Consider the following 17073-nt stretch of genomic DNA (forward strand, 5'->3'; position numbering starts at 1 on the left):
CATGAAATTTATAGTAAACGTTAGTAGATTGCTTGTTGGAGCACTTTTTATATTCTCAGGTTTTATAAAACTTAACGATCCGTTAGGGTTTTCGTATAAACTCCAAGAGTATTTTAGTTATGACGTACTTAATATTCCTTTTTTAGAGCCTTATGCTTTAGGGATTTCCATTTTTGTGGTCATTTTTGAAGTAGTTTTAGGTATATTTTTACTCATAGGTTACAAACCTAAGTTTACAGTTTGGAGCCTTCTGGCAATGATTGTGTTCTTCACATTTTTAACCTTTTATGCAGCCTATTTTGATAAAGTAAAAGACTGTGGTTGCTTTGGTGATTTCTTAAAACTTACACCTTGGGAATCGTTTACCAAAGATGTTATTCTGCTAGTGCTTATTTTAATCCTGTTTTTTGGAGTAAAACATATCAAACCAATTTTTGGAAAATTAGGACTAACCGTTGCATCGCTATTAAGTTTTATAGCATGTTTATGGTTTGCTTACCATGTGTTAATGCATTTACCTGTATTTGATTTTAGAGCCTACAAAATAGGAAGCAACATACAAGATAATATGACAATTCCTGAAGGCGCTAAAAAACCAGTTATGGAATGGACATGGTTATTTGATGTCAATGGTGAAGAAAAAGAATTTGTGACTAATGGGTCTTATCCAACAGTTGAAGGAAAACTTATAAGTTATGAAACCAAGGTTATTGAAAAAGGATATGAACCTTCAATATTGGATTTCTCTATAGAGTCTGACGACGAAGATTTAACCACTCAATTTCTTGAAGAAGACCACCTTGTAATGATAACGAGTTATAGCTTAGAGTCTGCTGAAGTTGATGGACTTAAAAAACTTAAAGCAGTGTCAGATAAAGCTATTGAAAACGGTTACACTGTTATCGGGCTTTCAGCATCTGGAAACGATGTAAAAGCACAAATTAAAAAGGATTACGACTTAAATTTCGATTTCTATTTGTGTGATGAAAAAGTGCTAAAAACTATTGTGCGTTCTAATCCTGGAGTATTGGTATTAGAAAAAGGAACTGTACTTCAAAAAGAACATTGGAATGATATTGAAGATATTGAGTTGCCAAAGGTTGAGCGTAAGCAGGAAGTTATTAAAGATGATGGAACAGTATACTTAATTGATGGCGAAATATCAACCAAAGAAGAAGTAGAAGCTTTAACTAAAGATGATATTGAAGCAATGTATGTTCTAAAGGAAAGAAACGAAGGCGATGTTTTGGATTCAATCAATGCAGCAAATAAAACCAACTATACATCATTTGTTGAAGCTGTTTTAAAAAAGGAATAATCTGATAAGCTATTTCCTAAATAAAGCCTTTTATGCAATACTTACCTTATTAGGAGTAGTTACGGTAATCTTTTTTCTGTTTAATGTCTTACCAGGAGATCCTGCTCAAATGATGTTAGGACAAAACGAAGACAGCAAGCAGCTAGCAATTGTTAAAGCAAAATATGGTTTCGATAAACCCATAGGAACCCAGTATTTGTATTACCTTAATGATTTGTCACCTTTGTCTTTTCATTCAACTTCAAAAAGTGATTACACGTATTTAAGAAACGGAAAATACACAGCTTCAAAGCTATTCACTATTGGTAATACTACAACGGTTTTAAAATTTCCTTACCTAAGAGAATCGTTTACCAAACAAGGAAAAAAGGTGACACAAGTAATTGGAGAAACGCTTCCTAATACCTTTGTGTTGGCTGTTTCTGCTATTGTAATTGCAATAGTTTTAGGGATTATTTTCGGGATTATATCAGCATTGTACAAAGACACCTGGATTGATAAAATTATTCAAATTCTAAGCACATTAGGAATGAGTGTACCTTCCTTTTTTAGCGCAATACTCTTTGCGTGGTTATTTGGGTTTGTACTTCATAAATACACTAATCTTGAAATGACAGGCAGCCTTTATGAGTTAGATGATTTTGGTGAGCGTATGCATATTAAATGGAAAAACCTTATTCTACCAGCTATTGTATTAGGAATTCGTCCACTAGCAGTAGTAATACAACTTATGAGAAACTCGCTATTAGAAGTCTTTAATCAAGATTACATAAGAACAGCTAGAGCAAAAGGACTAAACGAATTTCAGGTTATAAAACGTCATACTATAAAAAACGCATTAAATCCCGTGGTTACTGCAATTTCAGGGTGGTTTGCATCTATGCTAGCAGGAGCTGTTTTTGTAGAATATATTTTTGGATGGAATGGACTCGGAAAGGAAATCGTGAATGCATTAAATACTTTAGATTTACCAGTAATTATGGGAGCTGTATTAGTTATTGCAATTGTATTTGTAAGTATTAATATTTTAGTCGACATAATCTACACATGGTTAGATCCTAAAGTAAAATTGCAATAAAAATGAAAAAAATGAACATTCTATTAGTAGCACTAATTAGCTTTTTAAGCTGTAGTAAAGACACTCCAACTCAATTTTCGCAAGACGCCTTAAATGATACATTTGTAACCTTAAGCGGAGAAACAATACTATTTAATGAAATACTTACCAAGCACAAAGGTAAAACCATATTAATTGATGTTTGGGCATCTTGGTGTAAAGATTGTATAAAAGGCATGCCAAAAGTTAAAACTTTACAAGAAAATAATACTGATGTTGTCTATGTCTTTTTATCTTTGGACAAGAGTATGGATAGCTGGAAGAGAGGAATAGATAAATATCAGGTTGAAGGCGACCATTATTTTATGCAATCAGGTTGGAAAGGTGACTTTGGAACTTTTATTGACTTAGATTGGATTCCAAGATATATGGTAGTTGATGAAACAGGAACAATCAAACTCTTTAAAGCAGTGAAAGCCGACGATAGTAAACTTATAAATGCATTAAAATGAGAAAAAAAATAGTAGCAGGTAACTGGAAAATGAATAACGATTTATCGTTAACAGAAGGATTAATAACCGATTTAAAATCGCAATCAAAAACATCTGATGCGCAAGTGATGGTTGCTCCTACGTTTACCAATCTGTGGCCTGCTTTTCAGTCATTAAGAGAAACCGATATTGAAGTTGTAGCGCAAAACATGCACTTTGCTGAAAATGGTGCCTACACAGGAGAAATAAGTGCAAGCATGCTAAAAAGTGTTGGAGTTAAAACAGTAATACTAGGTCATAGTGAGCGTCGTGCATATTTTAATGAAACCGATGAGCTTTTGGCTAAAAAAGTTGATGCTGCTTTAAACAATGAAATGACTGTTATTTTTTGTTTTGGTGAAGAGCTAGATGATAGAAAATCTGGTAATCATGAGCATGTGGTTGAAAGCCAAATTAAAAATGCTTTGTTTCATTTAGAAGCGTCTGTATTTAGTAATATAATATTAGCTTACGAACCTGTTTGGGCTATTGGTACAGGAGAAACTGCGTCACCAGAACAAGCTCAAGACTTGCACGCATTTATTAGAACAACATTGGCTAATAAGTATGGCAGTGAAATAGCTGATAGTGTTCCAATATTATATGGAGGAAGTGTAAAGCCTAATAATGCTAAAGAAATTTTCTCGAAACCAGATGTTGATGGAGGGTTAATAGGTGGAGCATCACTAAAAGCAGAAGACTTTTTTGCGATAGTTAATGCATTCTAATTAAGAAATAATATAAAAAAAACGGTCTTAAAATTTTAAGACCGTTTTTTTTATATTCCTATTTCAACCTGAAAGCGCAAGTACCAATTATTAGCGCTGCTAGAATCGAAATAGCTTAAATCGCTATTGGTAACTTCGGCTTGCAGTTTTAAAGCGTGTTCCCAAATGTATTTAGTTACACCCAAACTGTATTGATTGGTTTGTGGAGTTAAGGCTTCAATATCTTCATGAGGTTTTTGATACGAATATCTACCTATAAGTTCGTAGTTGTTTTCAAAAACATAACTCAATTGCGCATCAAATCCATGGCCAACAAAAACGTATCTAGTGTCAGTATTGTCTTCAGGGTTTACCGTTATAGGGTTGTTAGTTGTTCTATTCATATAAGCTGTTTGAAACGCCCAACCATTATACTTTAAAATCGCGTCTAAAAGAACAGATTGCATATCGCGTTGCTCAAATAAATCGTCACCTAGAGTGCCTCTGGTTCGTCTTGCTTTTTCATTATAATGATACACACCAGATAACATTAGTTTAGGTGTAGCTTCTCGCTTGATATCACCTTCAAAAAGAGTTCCGTTGTTTTTAAATGCACCAAAAGGAAACAATTCTAATCGACCTGTAAATGCTAATCCATTGTCAGGGTTTTTGGTCCAGTTTCTACCTTCACCTGTACTAATTGCTGTTTTAACATTGTATGAAAACTGATTTTGTAATTCGTTTAAATAATACACTTGTAAACCAAAATCCCTATCAATATTAAAACGAGCGTTGTTGATAGAACGATCTGTAAGTTGTAAAGCTCCCGAAGAGTTAATACGTTGTCTGTTACCAGGTAATTTTGTTTGACCAAAACCAATGTTCCAGTGATTATCTGGTCTATAAAACACAATAGCATCTCTTATAATGTTGAGGTTTTCACCATCTTCAATAGCTCCAACATCGTTTGGAGAAAACGATAACTGAATCACATAAATTATTTTTGGGTCACCAACATAACCGTCAAAACGTAAACGTAAACGTCTTATCATGGCTTCATAAGCAGGATCTTCGTCTTCGTTGTTTAAATACGTTAAACGATTTTGCATTCTAAATCTAATATTCAACTTAAAAATACTATCAGGAGAGGTAATACCTAGTCCTTTTCCGTAGCTATAATAAGGAAGTGCAGAAAGTTTAATATCGTTATTGTCTTGAGCATTTGTTATTGTACAAAAGCAAAAAAAACATAAAGCAATAATGAGTTTGTTCATTTTAAAATCAATTTAGCTACAAAAGTAAGAGTAACTAAATTAAGGATTAGTAAATTTGCAAAAAAAAAAGATGTCAAATACAATATACATAGGCTATTACTTTAAAGTACAACCGTTGCAACCAGCTGTAGAAATTTTGATTGCTGAATTAGGTTATGCTGGTTTTGAAAGTTTTGTTGAAACAGAAGAAGGTGTTACAGCGTACATTCAAAAAGAGGAGTGGAGTGAAACTATTCTTGATGATATACAAATCTTAAACTCTAATGAGTTTGAAATTTCTTTTTCGTTTGAAGACATTGAGCAAACCAATTGGAATGAAGAATGGGAAAAAAACTTCACACCAATAGTTGTAGATGAGAAATGTTCGGTACGTGCGCCTTTTCATGACAAACCAAATACAGAGTACGATATAATTATTGAACCAAAAATGAGTTTTGGTACTGGTCATCATGAAACCACACATATGATGATACAGTATATTCTTAATAATGATCTTAAAAATAAATCGGTTTTAGATATGGGTTGCGGAACAGGAGTTTTAGCGATTTTAGCTGAAATGAAAGGCGCAAAACCAATTGACGCCATAGACTATGATAACTGGTGTTATTTAAATAGTTTAGAAAATGTAGAACGTAATAATTGTGAGCATATTACAGTTTTTGAAGGAGATGCAAGCTTATTGGTAGATAAACATTATGATGTTATTATAGCTAATATAAATCGAAATATCCTTTTAAACGATTTAGACAAATATGTAGCTTGTTTGAACAAAAATGGTATGTTGCTCTTAAGTGGTTTTTATAAAGATGACATACCAGTTTTAGAGGCTGAATGTAATAAGCATATGTTAAAACTCGTTGAAACTTTGGAGAAAAACCATTGGGTTGCTCTAAAATTTTTAAATTAGTCTAAAAAAAGAAGAAGAATGGGAACTATAGAAAAAACATCAGAAGAAGTTCTTTTTAAAGAAGACACCCTAAGACAAAACGAAATTGTGCTTTACAATGACGATGTCAATACTTTTGACCATGTTATTGAAACTTTAATTTTTGCTTGTGATCATACTCCAGAACAAGCTGAGCAATGCTCTATTATAGTGCATTACAAAGGAAAGTGTACTGTAAAAACTGGTGATTACGACGATTTAAAACCACGCTGCTCTAAACTCTTGGAAGCAGGTTTAAGTGCCGAAATTGTTTAGTGAGGCAATTTGTCTTTTAAAACACCGTAAATGTAAGTTCCAAATATAGCAGCAGCTATAACTATAAGCATGCTAAAAACACCTGTACCAACCAAAATATACATTGGTCCAGGGCACGCTCCAGAAAGTGCCCAACCTAGTCCAAATATTGAACCACCTACAATGTAACGTGTTAATCCCATATCCTTTTTAGGGACATTAACTTGAGTGCCTTCAATATTTTTTAGTTTTAAAATCTTAGCTAGTTGTAGCAGTAAAATACCAGTTACTACAGCGCTTCCTATAATTCCGTACATGTGAAACGATTCAAATTTGAACATTTCATAAATGCGATACCATGATACAGCTTCAGACTTTACTAAAACAATTCCGAAGAAGATACCTACTAATAAAAATTTTAAATACTTCATACTAACCAAAAATTAAAGGAAACAATAAGTGAATCATTACTAAGCCACCAATAAAAAAGCCTATAACTGCAATAAGAGAAGGTAATTGTAAGCTACTTATACCTGTTATGGCATGACCAGAGGTACAACCTCCAGCATAGCGAGTACCAAAACCAACTAAAAAACCACCAAAAATTAAAATGGCTAAATTTTTAATGGTGAAAATAGAGTCTAAACTATAGAGTTCTGGTGGTAACAGTGATTTACCAACGTTATTAAACCCTAAAGCATTAAGGCTTTCAATAGTTTTTGGGTTTAGGTCAATATTAGTAGGTTCTGACAAATAAAATTGAGCGATAAAACCACCAATGACAGCACCTAATACTACAATAAGATTCCATTTGTAGTCTCTCCAGTTTATATTAAAAAAAGACACTTTTTTTCTTGCACCACCAATGGCACAAAATGTTCTTAAGTTTGACGACATCCCAAATGTTTTTCCAAAGTAAATAAGTGTAAACATTACTAATGCTATCAAAGGACCAGTAACATACCAAGGCCAAGGTTGTAAAATATAGTCTATCATAAATTTATTTTTTGCAAAGTTACTTTTAAGTCAATTATCGTTGTGTGATAAATGTTACTTAGAAGTCTAAAACTTCTATTTTATTTCTACTGAGTTTTATTTTGTTATCATTTTCTAGTTGTTTCAATAGTCTAGAAATTACAACTCTAGAGGTGTGAAGGTCTTCTGCAATATTTTGATGGGTTTTGCTAATTGTTGTAGATGCATTTAGTTTTACTTGGTCAATTAAGTATTTAAATAAACGCTCATCCATTTTCATAAAAGCAAGGGTATCGATAGTTTCCAGCATTTCATTAAAGCGTATTTGATAGCTTTGAAGAATAAAGTTTCTCCAGCTAGTATTATTATTAAACCATTCACTCATTTTTTCATTAGGAATCATTATAACTGTAGAGGTTTTGTCAGCAACAGCTCGTATTTTACTTTTTGATTTAGCCATACAACAGGTAAGAGACATTGCACAGGTATCTCCAGTTTCGAGAACGTATAATAAAAGTTCGTTACCATTGTTGTCCTCTCTAAATACTTTAATGTTGCCTTCAAGCAATAGAGGAACGTGTGTGAGTTCTTGATCAATATCCATAATAATGTCATTAGCTTCAAACGTTTTTAATACACCATTCTTGGTTATGCTATTTACCAATTGTTCGTCAAAATTGTAATGAAAAGGCGCTAAAATTTCTTTTTGTATCATACATCAAAAATAAGGAAATACATTTTTGAAATAATTGTTTGGAAGTTTTTTAATAAAAGTATTATATTTGCACCCACTTTAAAACGGCCTCGTGGCGCAACTGAATAGCGCATCTGATTACGGCTCAGAAGGTTACAGGTTTGAATCCTGTCGAGGTCACTAGATAAAATCCTTATTCATTTGAAAATAATGAGTTAGGATTTTTTGTTTTTACTTTATTAATTTTATTTGTTTGTTAATTAGTACAGCAAATTTATCTTACAGTTTTTACATAAGATAAGATTATCTACTTAAGATTTATATACTGTTTGTACAGCATTTATCGGTTTTACACAGGCAGTATTTTAAATTATAAATATGTAACACTGCTAAAGAAACAGAAGAGATATGCATTAAGCTTTCAGGTAATGAAATCCACAATAGTCTTTCATTTATTATTAAAAAAAATAAACAAGACCAATTAATCCATAACAAAGGCTTCATGAAAGGCTTTGATGTGTTTTGAGTAGAACGTTTTACTGCTATTAATGAAATAGCAAGAAAGACAAAATCTAAACTTTTCCACCAAAAAGGACTTGAAGCACAACCTCCAACAGCACAAGAGTGTACTATGAAGAGCAAAGGTGTGGCAATACAATGGAGTAAACATAGCGTACTTGCAAGCGCTCCAACTGTATCTGGTTTTTGTAAAATAATTTTCACTTAATATAATTATTAATGCAACTAGGTTGCAAATGTAATTTTATTATTTGGTTTTACAACATAGTTGTGATAACTTTGAGTTATGGCAATAATAAGAAAGACCAAATCAGTAGAAGCGCTTTTAACCTTATTTAATAAAGCTGAGAATGCAATGTCAGTTGTAGAGTTGGTAAAACAACTAGAAAAAGAAATGAATAAAACAACTGTTTATCGTATTTTGGACCGTTTAGAAGAGAGTGGGCATTTACACTCATTTATAGGTAAAGATGGATTAACGTGGTATGCCAAATGTAAAGATTGTGATGAAGCTCATCACCATGATGCGCATCCTCATTTTCAATGTTTAAATTGTGGTAAGGTAGAATGCTTGTCAGTTGATGTTTCTATTCCAAAAATACCTAAGCGCGAAGTAGTTGTCTCTCATGTTTTAATTCAAGGAAAATGTGAGTCTTGTGTTAAATAATATAATATTTATAAAAATAAAAAGCAGCTATAAAATAGCTGCTTTTTTTATATTATCAATGAGTGTTTACTTTTATTCAACAATGCTTAACTCATCAACAATGTGACTTGATTTTGCGTATTTGTCTATTAACCATAGTACAAACCTTATATCAACATTAATAGTTCTTTGTAGGTTTGAATCAAAAATAACATCTCCAGCCATAGCTTCAATGTTTCCGTCAAAGGCTAAACCAATTAATTCTCCTTTTCCATTTAGTACTGGAGAACCAGAGTTTCCTCCTGTAATATCATTATCTGATAAGAAGTTTACAGGCAATTCACCTTTACTGTTTGCGTATCTTCCGTAGTCTTTTTTATTGTAAATATCTAGTATGCCTTGAGGTAAATCAAACTCATCATCATTAGGCTTATATTTATTGATTAAGCCTTTAAAAGTTGTGTAGTTATTTACAGCAGCATCGTTTCTTGGATCTTTAGGTAAGGCTCTTACTTTACCATAAGATAGACGTAATGTAGAGTTAGCATCTGGATATTTTATATTACTTAATTCAGATTTTCTTAACCCATCAACCAACAATCTAAAAGATTTTTGGTAGTCTTCTAGTGGTTGTTTTATATGTTCAGGTTGTTCTCTGTATTTTTCTAATAAACCTGATGAAAGTTTATAAAGAGGATCGTTAGCTAGTAAATTAGCATCAGGATATTTTAAAAACGCTTCTGCGCGTTCTTTTGATGAAAATAAACTTAACTTAAAGATTGTGTCAATAAACGAATTAAAATCATTGCTTTCAGAAACATTTAATACTACTTCTGGTAAGTCGTAATTAGATTTAGAAGTATAAAGTTCTAATTGAGCTGCTAACATTTCTTTTTCTAAAGGAAGGTGAAAATCTTTATAAGAATTCTCAATGAATTTAGTTAATTCAGGTAATAATTCTTTACGTTTTGCTTCATTAGCTTCAATATAAGCTTCAAACCCTTTTCCTATACGATAAGGTAACATTGAAAACGTACTAGAACGTAACATTATTCTAAGGTAATTGTCATGTTTAGCTTTTTCGTTTGTTAAGTTGTAGTAGTTGTTTATGTTACTAATTACATCTCCATAGGTTTCTTTATTAGGTTTTTTGTTAGCCCATTTATCAAACTTTTTCTCTACCTTTCGTTTAGTTTCAGCAGTTTTATGAGCTGTTAAGGCATCAATCATTCCTTGTCTATTTTTCCAATAGTTTGCTATGCCTGCATATTTAGAGGCGTACATTAAATTTATGGACTCATCTTTATCCATATATTTTTTCATAACGTCCATACTAAGCTTTGAACCTTCAACCCAAGCAGGATAAGCATAATTAACATTTTGCTCAATACCTTCTGCAGGCATCCAACGGTTAGTTCTTCCTGGATAACCTAAAATCATTGCAAAATCATTTTCTTCAACACCTGAAATATTTACAGGTAAGTGATATTTTGATTTTAAAGGAACGTTACTAGTTGAATATTGAGCAGGATTACCATTAGCATCAGCATATACTCTAAAAATAGAGAAATCTCCTGTATGACGAGGCCACTCCCAGTTATCAGTGTCTCCACCAAATTTTCCTATTTTGTCAGATGGTGTTCCTACTAGTCTTACGTCAGTATAATCTTCATAAACGAAGTAGTAATATTCGTTACCTTGAAAAAACGAACGAACAGAAACGGTGTATTTGCCCCCTTCGTTATTTTCTTGCTCAATTTTTGCAATTTCTTTGTTAATGGCAGCTTCACGCTCTTCTTCGGTCATTGAATCGTTAACTTGAGACAATATACGGTTTGAAACGTCATCCATTCTAACAAAAAACCTCACGTATAAGCGTTCAGGTTTTAATTCTTCTGAAAGTGATTTTGCCCAAAACCCATTTTTTAAGTGGTTTTGTTCTGCAGTTGATAATTCAGCAATTGCATTGTAACCACAGTGGTGGTTAGTTAAAACCAGTCCGTTTTCAGAAATAATACTTGCAGTACAACCACCATTAAATTGTACAATGGCATCTTTAAGGCTTTGGTTGTTGATGCTATAAATTTCTTCGGCAGTTAACTGAAGTCCCATTTTTTGCATATCGCGTTGATTTAATCTGTCGATATGCATTAAAAACCACATGCCTTCATTTGCAAAAAATGAAGTAGGTAAAGAAATTAAAAATGCAATAAGAATTAATTTAGTTTTTTTCATTATGTAATTAAGTGTTAATAATTTGTGTTTGGGCTTCGTTATAGTTCTAGGAAAAGAACTAGTTTGTAGATAAGTCGCTGAGTTGAAGCTTACACATTTTTTAATTGAAATTTATTTAATGCTACTTAGTAGCAAAATTAAGTATTTATTTATAAGCGCAACCATGTTGCTTTAAAAAAATAGTGATTTTATTTTTCTTTTTGAGTTTTGCAATTCACCTTGAGTATATTAATTATTTAATGCAACTAAGTTGCGTTAAGTAAAATTTAATCGTATTTTTGTTGTAAAGTTTTGTAACACAACTAAGCTTATTATGTTAAATTAATAACTATGAGTGTTACTGACTCTAATTATAGTTTTGCTTCATTTTACAATATGCATTGTAGGTGTGAGTTAAATGTAAATAATGACTAGAAGAGAAATAATTAAACTATTTGGAGTATCGGGTTTGGTGCTAGCGTTACCAAAACCTTTATCACTCTTTGCTAAATATAACAACATGGATAAAAATGAATTTGAAGTAATTATAATTGGTGGAAGCTATTCAGGGCTTTCGGCAGCAATGGCTTTAGGGCGTTCTTTAAGAAAAACCTTAATTATAGATTCTGGAAAACCTTGTAATAGGCAAACACCACACTCCCATAATTTCTTAACACAAGATGGTAGTACACCACAAGAGATTTCTACGATTGCTAAACAACAGGTTTTAAGCTATGACACTATAAGGTTTTATGAAGGATTGGCTATTAGTGGCAAGAAAATAGCTGAAGGTTATGAGGTTACTACTTCTAATCAAGATGTCTTTAGAGCAAAAAAACTTGTTTTTGCTTCAGGAATAAAAGACTTAATGCCTAATATAAAAGGGTTTTCAGAATGTTGGGGAATATCTGTAGTACATTGTCCTTATTGTCATGGGTACGAAATACGTAATAAAAAAACAGCAATTATAGCTAATGGTGAACGTGCTTTTCATATTGCTTCTTTGGTCAATAACTTAACAAAAGACATCACGATATTAACTTCTGGAAAAAAAGATTTTGATGACAATCAACTTCTTAAGCTCAAATCACATAATATAACAGTTATAGAAAATGAGGTTTTAGAGATTGAACACAAGGAAGGACAATTAGAGACTATCATTTTTAAAGATGGTAGTAAAGCACATTTTGAATGTGCTTATGCTTCTATTCCGTTTGAACAAAGCTCTAAAATACCCGAAGAATTAGGTTGTAAGCTAACTGAACATGGACATATTGAAGTTGATTTTATGCATAAAACAACCAAAGATGGAATTTTTGCTTGTGGTGATAATAGCTCAATGATGCGTTCTGTAGCTACAGCTGTTTATGGAGGAAATATTACTGGAGCAGTTATTAATAGTGAACTTACAAAAGAAAGTTTTTAGTATGGTGGAGGTGTTAATAACTAATGTAAGAACGGAAACCTTCTCAAACAAAATTTTAAAAATATTAGTTGATAAATTTCCAAGCTTAAAGTTTAATTTTGATTTAGAAGATTTTAATGAGCCATATCCTTGTGGGCACTCCGTTTTAAGAGTAGAAGGTAACCTTATTAAGATTAACTCTATTATTAAAATAGTTAAAAGTTATAATATAGAATGTCAGTTACTGGAAGATAGAATTTGTAGTTAGTGATAATGAATTAATTATTGGAACTTCTGTTTTATGTTTCATATACGTTTTAATTTCATTTTCTGAGTTTAATTAGTTTTTCTTGTTTTGTAGAGAAGCTTATTTCTTTTATTCAAACCTAGCGAAGTAAATACAAAAACTTACTGTGCACTTTTTACAATTCATATAAATAGGTAAATTAGTACCTTGTAAAAGGATTTATCTGTTGCTATGAATTTTTCCCAAATAATAAAGTATGTACTGCTTCTAGTGCTTTGTTTTCAAGCACAACTAGTTTCTGCACAATATTCACCTTATTTTCAAAATTATTCCCTTTCAGAGTATAATACTGGTAATCAAAACTGGGATGTTTCTAGAGCTGAAAATGGAAAACTTTATGTAGCTAATAATGATGGTTTGTTAGAGTATGATGGACTTGCTGAGAGCGAGTTTGCTAACAGATGATTTACCAGTGGTTATTGGTAAAATTTCAGACTCTTGGAATGATGACAAAGACGGAAAAGTTTGGGACTATGGAGAATTGGTGCAATATGCTCAAGAAAAATATGCCAAAACAGATAAAAATGCTGCCATCGTTAGGACTACTCGATATTACAAATATTCAGACCCTTGGCAGTATGATACCAATAGTTATATAGATTTTGGAAAACAGTTTGCTGACCAAATTTATAAATTGGATGTTAAATAGTAAATCTTGGTTATATAATTTAATAAATTTTAGCTTTTTACTGATTTAAATTATACTTGTTAAGTAATAATGAAATATATTTTAATTCTTCTAGTAGCAATTGTTTCATTTTCGGCTACATCTCAAGAGCTGAAAATTATGAGCTACAACATAAAATTAGATTACCCGAAAGAAGGTAAAAATAGTTGGGCTAACCGAAAGCCTTTTATGATGAATCAAATCAAGTTTTATGAGCCAGATGTTTTAGGTGTACAAGAAGCAATGCCAAATCAAATGAAGGATTTAGATGCTTTATTGATCAATTATAGTTTTGTGGGTGTTGGTCGTGATGATGGTAAAGATGAAGGTGAATATTCAGCAATATTTTACAGGAAGGATGACTTAAAAGTTTTAGAATCTTCAACATTTTGGTTGTCGCAAACACCAGATAGAGTAGGAATGGGTTGGGATGCAGTTTGTAATCGTGTATGTACCTATGCCTTGTTTCAACATAAAACTACCAAGAAGAAATTTTGGGCATTTAATACGCATTTTGATCATGTAGGTAAGGAAGCACGTTCAAAAAGCGCTGTTTTAATTTTAGATAAAATTAAAAGCTTAAATACAGAAAATCACCCTGTGTTTTTAACTGGCGATTTTAATATGGAACCTAATCACGAAAGTGTTGATTATATTACGCAAACTTTAAAAGATTCTAAAATAGTTTCAGAATTAGATTTTGGACCTGAAGGGACATTTAATGGATTTCATTTTGACCAACCTGTAACGAGAAGAATTGATTATGTTTTCGTTTCATTTGACGTTAAAATAAACAAATACGCAGTGTTAAGTGATAATTGGAATATGCAATACCCTTCAGATCATTTACCAGTATATGTATTAGCTGAAATAAAATTACCCTAAAGCATTTTTTGTAACATAAGCTCTCCAAGCAATAATTGCTAATTGGAGTTTACTGGCTTTGGTAATGTCGAGTTTTCGCTTAGTGAAGCTTGGTAGTAAAGCTTTGTTAACTGTTGCCAAGCTTTTGAAGACTTGCTTTTTCATTTAGCAAAAATAGTAAAACTTATTCTAGAACTAAGTTTTATATTTTTGTTAGGGTTGTACTTAACTGAAAATAATATCAATTAAAATTTTAGCAATTGTCATCATAATTTCTTGGTTTTTGGTTGTTAAAAATTCTTTGTTTTTTTGATTGAGTTTTCAATATATATTTTTAGAAATCTATCCTCCAAGTGTTTTAATGAAAATCGATGAAATTAACTTCTAATTGATAAGTAAAAAAATCATATATGTTTCAATTTATATGTGACTTGTCTTAAATGAAGTTTTATATTGTAATTTTTAAATAGTTTTTTGTTTTAAATTGTAATAATTGTAGGGCTTTTTTGAAGGTGAAAAATAAAACCAAGGGGATTTTGGTTATAAAAAGGCTGTTTTTTTAGCTTTTCATCTTTTTGAGTTAGTTAAAGTATAAATACGAACCAATAAAGATAGATGTAGTTTTTAGCTCATTTTATGTTAAAATTAATGATTTGGTAAACCTCAAAATGTATTCTAGTTAAATTGATGCGTACATTTGCAAAAACTCCCTAATATGAAAAAAAAATTACTAGCAGTCATTTTACTTTTTTTTGCATGTACAACATTATTTAGTCAAGTTGTGATTAATGAGTTGGACTGTGATACACCAGGAATAGATGACCAAGAGTTTATTGAGTTAAAGTCTGATACACCAAACTTTTCTTTAGACGGTTATGTTTTGGTGTTTTTTAATGGTTCTTCTTCTGGAGGAGATTCTAGTTATATGACTATTGATTTAGATGGTGCAGTTACTGATGTTAATGGCTTATTGTTAATAGGTAGTAGTACTGTAACTCCTTTTCCTCAATTCTTAATTTCACCTAATGTTATTCAAAATGGAGCTGATGCAGTTGCGATTTATTTAGGAGACGATACCGATTTTCCTGAAGGTACTCTAGCAACTCAAACCAATTTAATTGATGCGTTGGCTTATGATACTAATGATAGTGATGATACTAATTTAATGGCGCTTTTAGGTTTAACAGAACAGATTAGCGAAGGCGCATCAAACAATACAAATTCTATTCAAAGAAATGATGATGGCTCTTATACAGCAACAACACCAACTCCAAGAGCTTTAAATGAAGGTGGAGGAGTTGTGTTTAATGCGATTAGTATTTCAACTGCGCTAACACAGTATGGAGAAGGAGACACGTTTGATATCACTTTTACAGCGCAAGAAAACGTTACTGAAGATTTTCAGTTTGACTTTACTTTAAACAATGGAACTTTTGATACTTCAGATTTTACAGGAACCACAACTGTTACTATTCCAAATGGACAAAACGCTGTAACTACTACAATAACTATAGTTGACGATGCTATTGATGAAGGTGATGAAGAACTCTTAATTCGATTTTCAGGTCTAGAGCCTCCTTATATTCCATTTAATAATTTTATAAAAATTAGAGTTATTGATAATGATTTTACTGTTGCTCCTTTTGGGACTCCAATAAACCCAACCTATGGTGTTGTAGAAAGTACACAGCCTAGTGGATATTACAATAGTTTAGATGAGTTGTCTGATACAGCGTTAAGACAAGCGTTACAAGATATTATTGCTGAAGAAGGTGTGGTTAGAGCTCAAACGTATACTGATGTTATTGATATTTTAAAAGAAGCCGACCAAAACCCTGAAAACAGTAACCAAGTTTGGTTGGTGTATTTGGAACAAGGAAGAGCGAAATTAGATTTTCAAACCACTTCAAATAATGTAGGAACTTGGAATAGAGAACATACTTTTCCTAGGTCTAGAGGAGGGTTTGATAGTATTGAAGAAGATGAAGTTGGTGACGGAATTGATATATTTTGGAATACCACTGCAGATTCTCTTCGTCATGGAAACTCAGATGCTCATGCGCTACGAGCAGTTGATGGACCAGAAAATAGTAGTAGAGGAAACCAATTTTATGGAGAGTACAATGGACCTTCAGGAACTTTAGGCGGTTTTAAAGGAGATGTTGCAAGAAGCGTATTTTATATGGCTGTTAGATATAATGGTTTAGAAATTGTAAATGGTTTTCCAGAAGGATTGACAGGACAATTTGGGGACTTAGCTACGCTTTTAGATTGGCACAGAAATGATCCGCCTGACGATTTTGAAATGAACAGAAACAATGTGGTTTATCAATGGCAATTTAATAGAAATCCATTTATAGACCAACCTGATTTAGTGGAATACATTTGGGGAAATATGGTGGGGCAAGTTTGGAATCAAGAACTTGGAATTGACGATGTAGATGTTACTCAAATAAAGGTGTATCCTAATCCATCAAGTAAAGGTGTTTATCTTTCAGGAATTAATAATCCTGCAAGTGTCGAGGTGTTTGCTGTTGATGGTCGTAAGGTTTATACTGAAAGCATTTCAGGAGGGAATGCGTATTTGAATATTAATGTTTCTCCTGGTATGTATTTGCTTAACATAGTCTCAGAGGAACGAACAATTATCAAGAAAATTATAGTGGAATAACAAAAAAGCCCAAACTTAAGTTTGGGCTTTTTTGTTTGTATAAGG

The 17073-nt window shown here is 32.1% G+C and carries 19 protein-coding genes and 1 tRNA gene; 13 read left to right on the forward strand and 7 right to left on the reverse strand.

The features are described 5' to 3' along the window. The first annotated feature begins 1 nt into the window (after nt 1). The 4 genes from ACQ0RB_RS06295 to tpiA are packed head-to-tail and all read left to right on the forward strand — an operon-like array spanning nt 2 to nt 3633. Nucleotides 2–1318, forward strand: coding sequence for a BT_3928 family protein (locus tag ACQ0RB_RS06295; RefSeq protein WP_134201182.1), 1317 nt, complete (start codon nt 2–4; stop codon nt 1316–1318). A 1-nt stretch (nt 1319) separates the two neighbouring features. After that, a complete protein-coding gene (locus tag ACQ0RB_RS06300) occupies nt 1320–2396 on the forward strand; it encodes an ABC transporter permease (RefSeq protein ID WP_430497511.1) in 1077 nt (358 codons plus the stop codon). Between the two features lie 11 nt (nt 2397–2407). After that, the gene (locus ACQ0RB_RS06305) at nt 2408–2887 is read left to right on the forward strand and encodes a TlpA family protein disulfide reductase (RefSeq protein ID WP_430497292.1); all 480 of its coding nucleotides are present in this window, start codon (nt 2408–2410) and stop codon (nt 2885–2887) included. Then, nucleotides 2884–3633 carry a triose-phosphate isomerase gene (gene tpiA / locus ACQ0RB_RS06310; RefSeq protein WP_430497294.1) on the forward strand — a complete coding sequence of 250 codons (750 nt, stop codon included), beginning with the start codon at nt 2884–2886 and terminating at the stop codon, nt 3631–3633. The genes ACQ0RB_RS06305 and tpiA overlap by 4 nt, the downstream gene beginning before the upstream one ends. A 50-nt stretch (nt 3634–3683) precedes the next feature. Here the strand turns inward: tpiA and ACQ0RB_RS06315 are convergent, their stop codons facing one another. After that, on the reverse strand, nt 3684–4886 hold the full coding sequence (locus ACQ0RB_RS06315) for a porin (protein ID WP_430497296.1): 1203 nt from the start codon (nt 4884–4886) through the stop codon (nt 3684–3686). A 70-nt stretch (nt 4887–4956) separates the two neighbouring features. Between ACQ0RB_RS06315 and prmA the strand changes: the two genes are divergently transcribed. Next, nucleotides 4957–5793 carry a 50S ribosomal protein L11 methyltransferase gene (gene prmA / locus ACQ0RB_RS06320; RefSeq protein WP_430497298.1) on the forward strand — a complete coding sequence of 279 codons (837 nt, stop codon included), beginning with the start codon at nt 4957–4959 and terminating at the stop codon, nt 5791–5793. An 18-nt stretch (nt 5794–5811) separates the two neighbouring features. After that, on the forward strand, nt 5812–6087 hold the full coding sequence (locus ACQ0RB_RS06325; protein ID WP_131507951.1) for an ATP-dependent Clp protease adaptor ClpS: 276 nt from the start codon (nt 5812–5814) through the stop codon (nt 6085–6087). On the opposite strand, the gene ACQ0RB_RS06330 is transcribed toward ACQ0RB_RS06325, so the two are convergent. The 3 genes from ACQ0RB_RS06330 to ACQ0RB_RS06340 form a co-directional block, all read right to left on the reverse strand. Continuing rightward, entirely contained in the window at nt 6084–6497 is a 414-nt protein-coding gene (locus ACQ0RB_RS06330) for a DUF6691 family protein (protein WP_430497300.1), read from the reverse strand. The two genes, ACQ0RB_RS06325 and ACQ0RB_RS06330, sit on opposite strands and share 4 nt — an antisense overlap. Nucleotide 6498: 1 nt before the next feature. Then, complete coding sequence (locus ACQ0RB_RS06335; RefSeq protein WP_430497513.1) at nt 6499–7059, reverse strand: YeeE/YedE family protein; 561 nt, start codon at nt 7057–7059, stop codon at nt 6499–6501. A gap of 61 nt (nt 7060–7120) precedes the next feature. Next, nucleotides 7121–7756 (reverse strand): Crp/Fnr family transcriptional regulator, encoded by a 636-nt coding sequence (locus ACQ0RB_RS06340; protein ID WP_262732545.1) that lies wholly within the window; start codon nt 7754–7756, stop codon nt 7121–7123. An 85-nt stretch (nt 7757–7841) separates the two neighbouring features. Between ACQ0RB_RS06340 and ACQ0RB_RS06345 the strand changes: the two genes are divergently transcribed. Beyond that, nucleotides 7842–7915 (forward strand) — tRNA-Arg (locus ACQ0RB_RS06345). A gap of 138 nt (nt 7916–8053) precedes the next feature. Here the strand turns inward: ACQ0RB_RS06345 and ACQ0RB_RS06350 are convergent. Beyond that, nucleotides 8054–8458: a MerC domain-containing protein gene (locus ACQ0RB_RS06350; protein WP_262732546.1), complete on the reverse strand. Its 405-nt coding sequence runs from the start codon at nt 8456–8458 to the stop codon at nt 8054–8056. Nucleotides 8459–8540: 82 nt separating this feature from the next. Between ACQ0RB_RS06350 and ACQ0RB_RS06355 the strand changes: the two genes are divergently transcribed. Beyond that, the gene (locus ACQ0RB_RS06355; protein ID WP_335974524.1) at nt 8541–8921 is read left to right on the forward strand and encodes a Fur family transcriptional regulator; all 381 of its coding nucleotides are present in this window, start codon (nt 8541–8543) and stop codon (nt 8919–8921) included. Between the two features lie 72 nt (nt 8922–8993). Here ACQ0RB_RS06355 and ACQ0RB_RS06360 read toward each other — a convergent pair whose 3' ends face one another. Then, complete coding sequence (locus tag ACQ0RB_RS06360) at nt 8994–11135, reverse strand: S46 family peptidase (protein WP_129761564.1); 2142 nt, start codon at nt 11133–11135, stop codon at nt 8994–8996. Between the two features lie 499 nt (nt 11136–11634). Here ACQ0RB_RS06360 and ACQ0RB_RS06365 point away from each other — a divergent pair, with 499 nt between their 5' ends. The 4 genes from ACQ0RB_RS06365 (at nt 11635) to ACQ0RB_RS06380 (ending at nt 14378) form a co-directional block, all read left to right on the forward strand. Beyond that, nucleotides 11635–12540 (forward strand): NAD(P)/FAD-dependent oxidoreductase, encoded by a 906-nt coding sequence (locus ACQ0RB_RS06365; RefSeq protein WP_430497514.1) that lies wholly within the window; start codon nt 11635–11637, stop codon nt 12538–12540. 457 nt (nt 12541–12997) lie between these two features. After that, nucleotides 12998–13231 carry a hypothetical protein gene (locus ACQ0RB_RS06370; protein ID WP_430497303.1) on the forward strand — a complete coding sequence of 78 codons (234 nt, stop codon included), beginning with the start codon at nt 12998–13000 and terminating at the stop codon, nt 13229–13231. Continuing rightward, nucleotides 13194–13475: a hypothetical protein gene (locus ACQ0RB_RS06375; protein ID WP_430497305.1), complete on the forward strand. Its 282-nt coding sequence runs from the start codon at nt 13194–13196 to the stop codon at nt 13473–13475. Before ACQ0RB_RS06370 ends, ACQ0RB_RS06375 begins: the two co-directional genes overlap by 38 nt. 69 nt (nt 13476–13544) lie before the next feature. Next, entirely contained in the window at nt 13545–14378 is an 834-nt protein-coding gene (locus ACQ0RB_RS06380; protein WP_430497307.1) for an endonuclease/exonuclease/phosphatase family protein, read from the forward strand. Here the strand turns inward: ACQ0RB_RS06380 and ACQ0RB_RS06385 are convergent. Beyond that, nucleotides 14370–14522, reverse strand: coding sequence for an SsrA-binding protein (locus tag ACQ0RB_RS06385; protein ID WP_430497309.1), 153 nt, complete (start codon nt 14520–14522; stop codon nt 14370–14372). The two genes, ACQ0RB_RS06380 and ACQ0RB_RS06385, sit on opposite strands and share 9 nt — an antisense overlap. Nucleotides 14523–15072: 550 nt before the next feature. Between ACQ0RB_RS06385 and ACQ0RB_RS06390 the strand changes: the two genes are divergently transcribed. Further along, the gene (locus ACQ0RB_RS06390) at nt 15073–17028 is read left to right on the forward strand and encodes an endonuclease (RefSeq protein WP_430497311.1); all 1956 of its coding nucleotides are present in this window, start codon (nt 15073–15075) and stop codon (nt 17026–17028) included. The last annotated feature ends 45 nt before the right edge of the window (nt 17029–17073 follow it).

It is taken from the genome of Gaetbulibacter sp. PBL-D1 (assembly GCF_050509525.1).
In the GTDB taxonomy this organism is placed as follows: Bacteria; Bacteroidota; Bacteroidia; order Flavobacteriales; family Flavobacteriaceae; genus Gaetbulibacter_B; species Gaetbulibacter_B jejuensis.

Bases quoted from the DNA above. Each gene is read 5' to 3' on its own strand.
- ACQ0RB_RS06295 (WP_134201182.1), top strand. From the start codon at position 2: ATGAAATTTATAGTAAACGTTAGTAGATTGCTTGTTGGAGCACTTTTT.
- ACQ0RB_RS06305 (WP_430497292.1), top strand. From the start codon at position 2,408: ATGAACATTCTATTAGTAGCACTAATTAGCTTTTTAAGCTGTAGTAAA.
- tpiA (WP_430497294.1), top strand. From the start codon at position 2,884: ATGAGAAAAAAAATAGTAGCAGGTAACTGGAAAATGAATAACGATTTA.
- ACQ0RB_RS06315 (WP_430497296.1), bottom strand. From the start codon at position 4,886: ATGAACAAACTCATTATTGCTTTATGTTTTTTTTGCTTTTGTACAATA.
- prmA (WP_430497298.1), top strand. From the start codon at position 4,957: ATGTCAAATACAATATACATAGGCTATTACTTTAAAGTACAACCGTTG.
- ACQ0RB_RS06325 (WP_131507951.1), top strand. From the start codon at position 5,812: ATGGGAACTATAGAAAAAACATCAGAAGAAGTTCTTTTTAAAGAAGAC.
- ACQ0RB_RS06330 (WP_430497300.1), bottom strand. From the start codon at position 6,497: ATGAAGTATTTAAAATTTTTATTAGTAGGTATCTTCTTCGGAATTGTT.
- ACQ0RB_RS06340 (WP_262732545.1), bottom strand. From the start codon at position 7,756: ATGATACAAAAAGAAATTTTAGCGCCTTTTCATTACAATTTTGACGAA.
- ACQ0RB_RS06355 (WP_335974524.1), top strand. From the start codon at position 8,541: ATGGCAATAATAAGAAAGACCAAATCAGTAGAAGCGCTTTTAACCTTA.
- ACQ0RB_RS06360 (WP_129761564.1), bottom strand. From the start codon at position 11,135: ATGAAAAAAACTAAATTAATTCTTATTGCATTTTTAATTTCTTTACCT.
- ACQ0RB_RS06365 (WP_430497514.1), top strand. From the start codon at position 11,635: ATGGATAAAAATGAATTTGAAGTAATTATAATTGGTGGAAGCTATTCA.
- ACQ0RB_RS06370 (WP_430497303.1), top strand. From the start codon at position 12,998: ATGAATTTTTCCCAAATAATAAAGTATGTACTGCTTCTAGTGCTTTGT.
- ACQ0RB_RS06375 (WP_430497305.1), top strand. From the start codon at position 13,194: ATGATGGACTTGCTGAGAGCGAGTTTGCTAACAGATGATTTACCAGTG.
- ACQ0RB_RS06380 (WP_430497307.1), top strand. From the start codon at position 13,545: ATGAAATATATTTTAATTCTTCTAGTAGCAATTGTTTCATTTTCGGCT.
- ACQ0RB_RS06385 (WP_430497309.1), bottom strand. From the start codon at position 14,522: ATGAAAAAGCAAGTCTTCAAAAGCTTGGCAACAGTTAACAAAGCTTTA.
- ACQ0RB_RS06390 (WP_430497311.1), top strand. From the start codon at position 15,073: ATGAAAAAAAAATTACTAGCAGTCATTTTACTTTTTTTTGCATGTACA.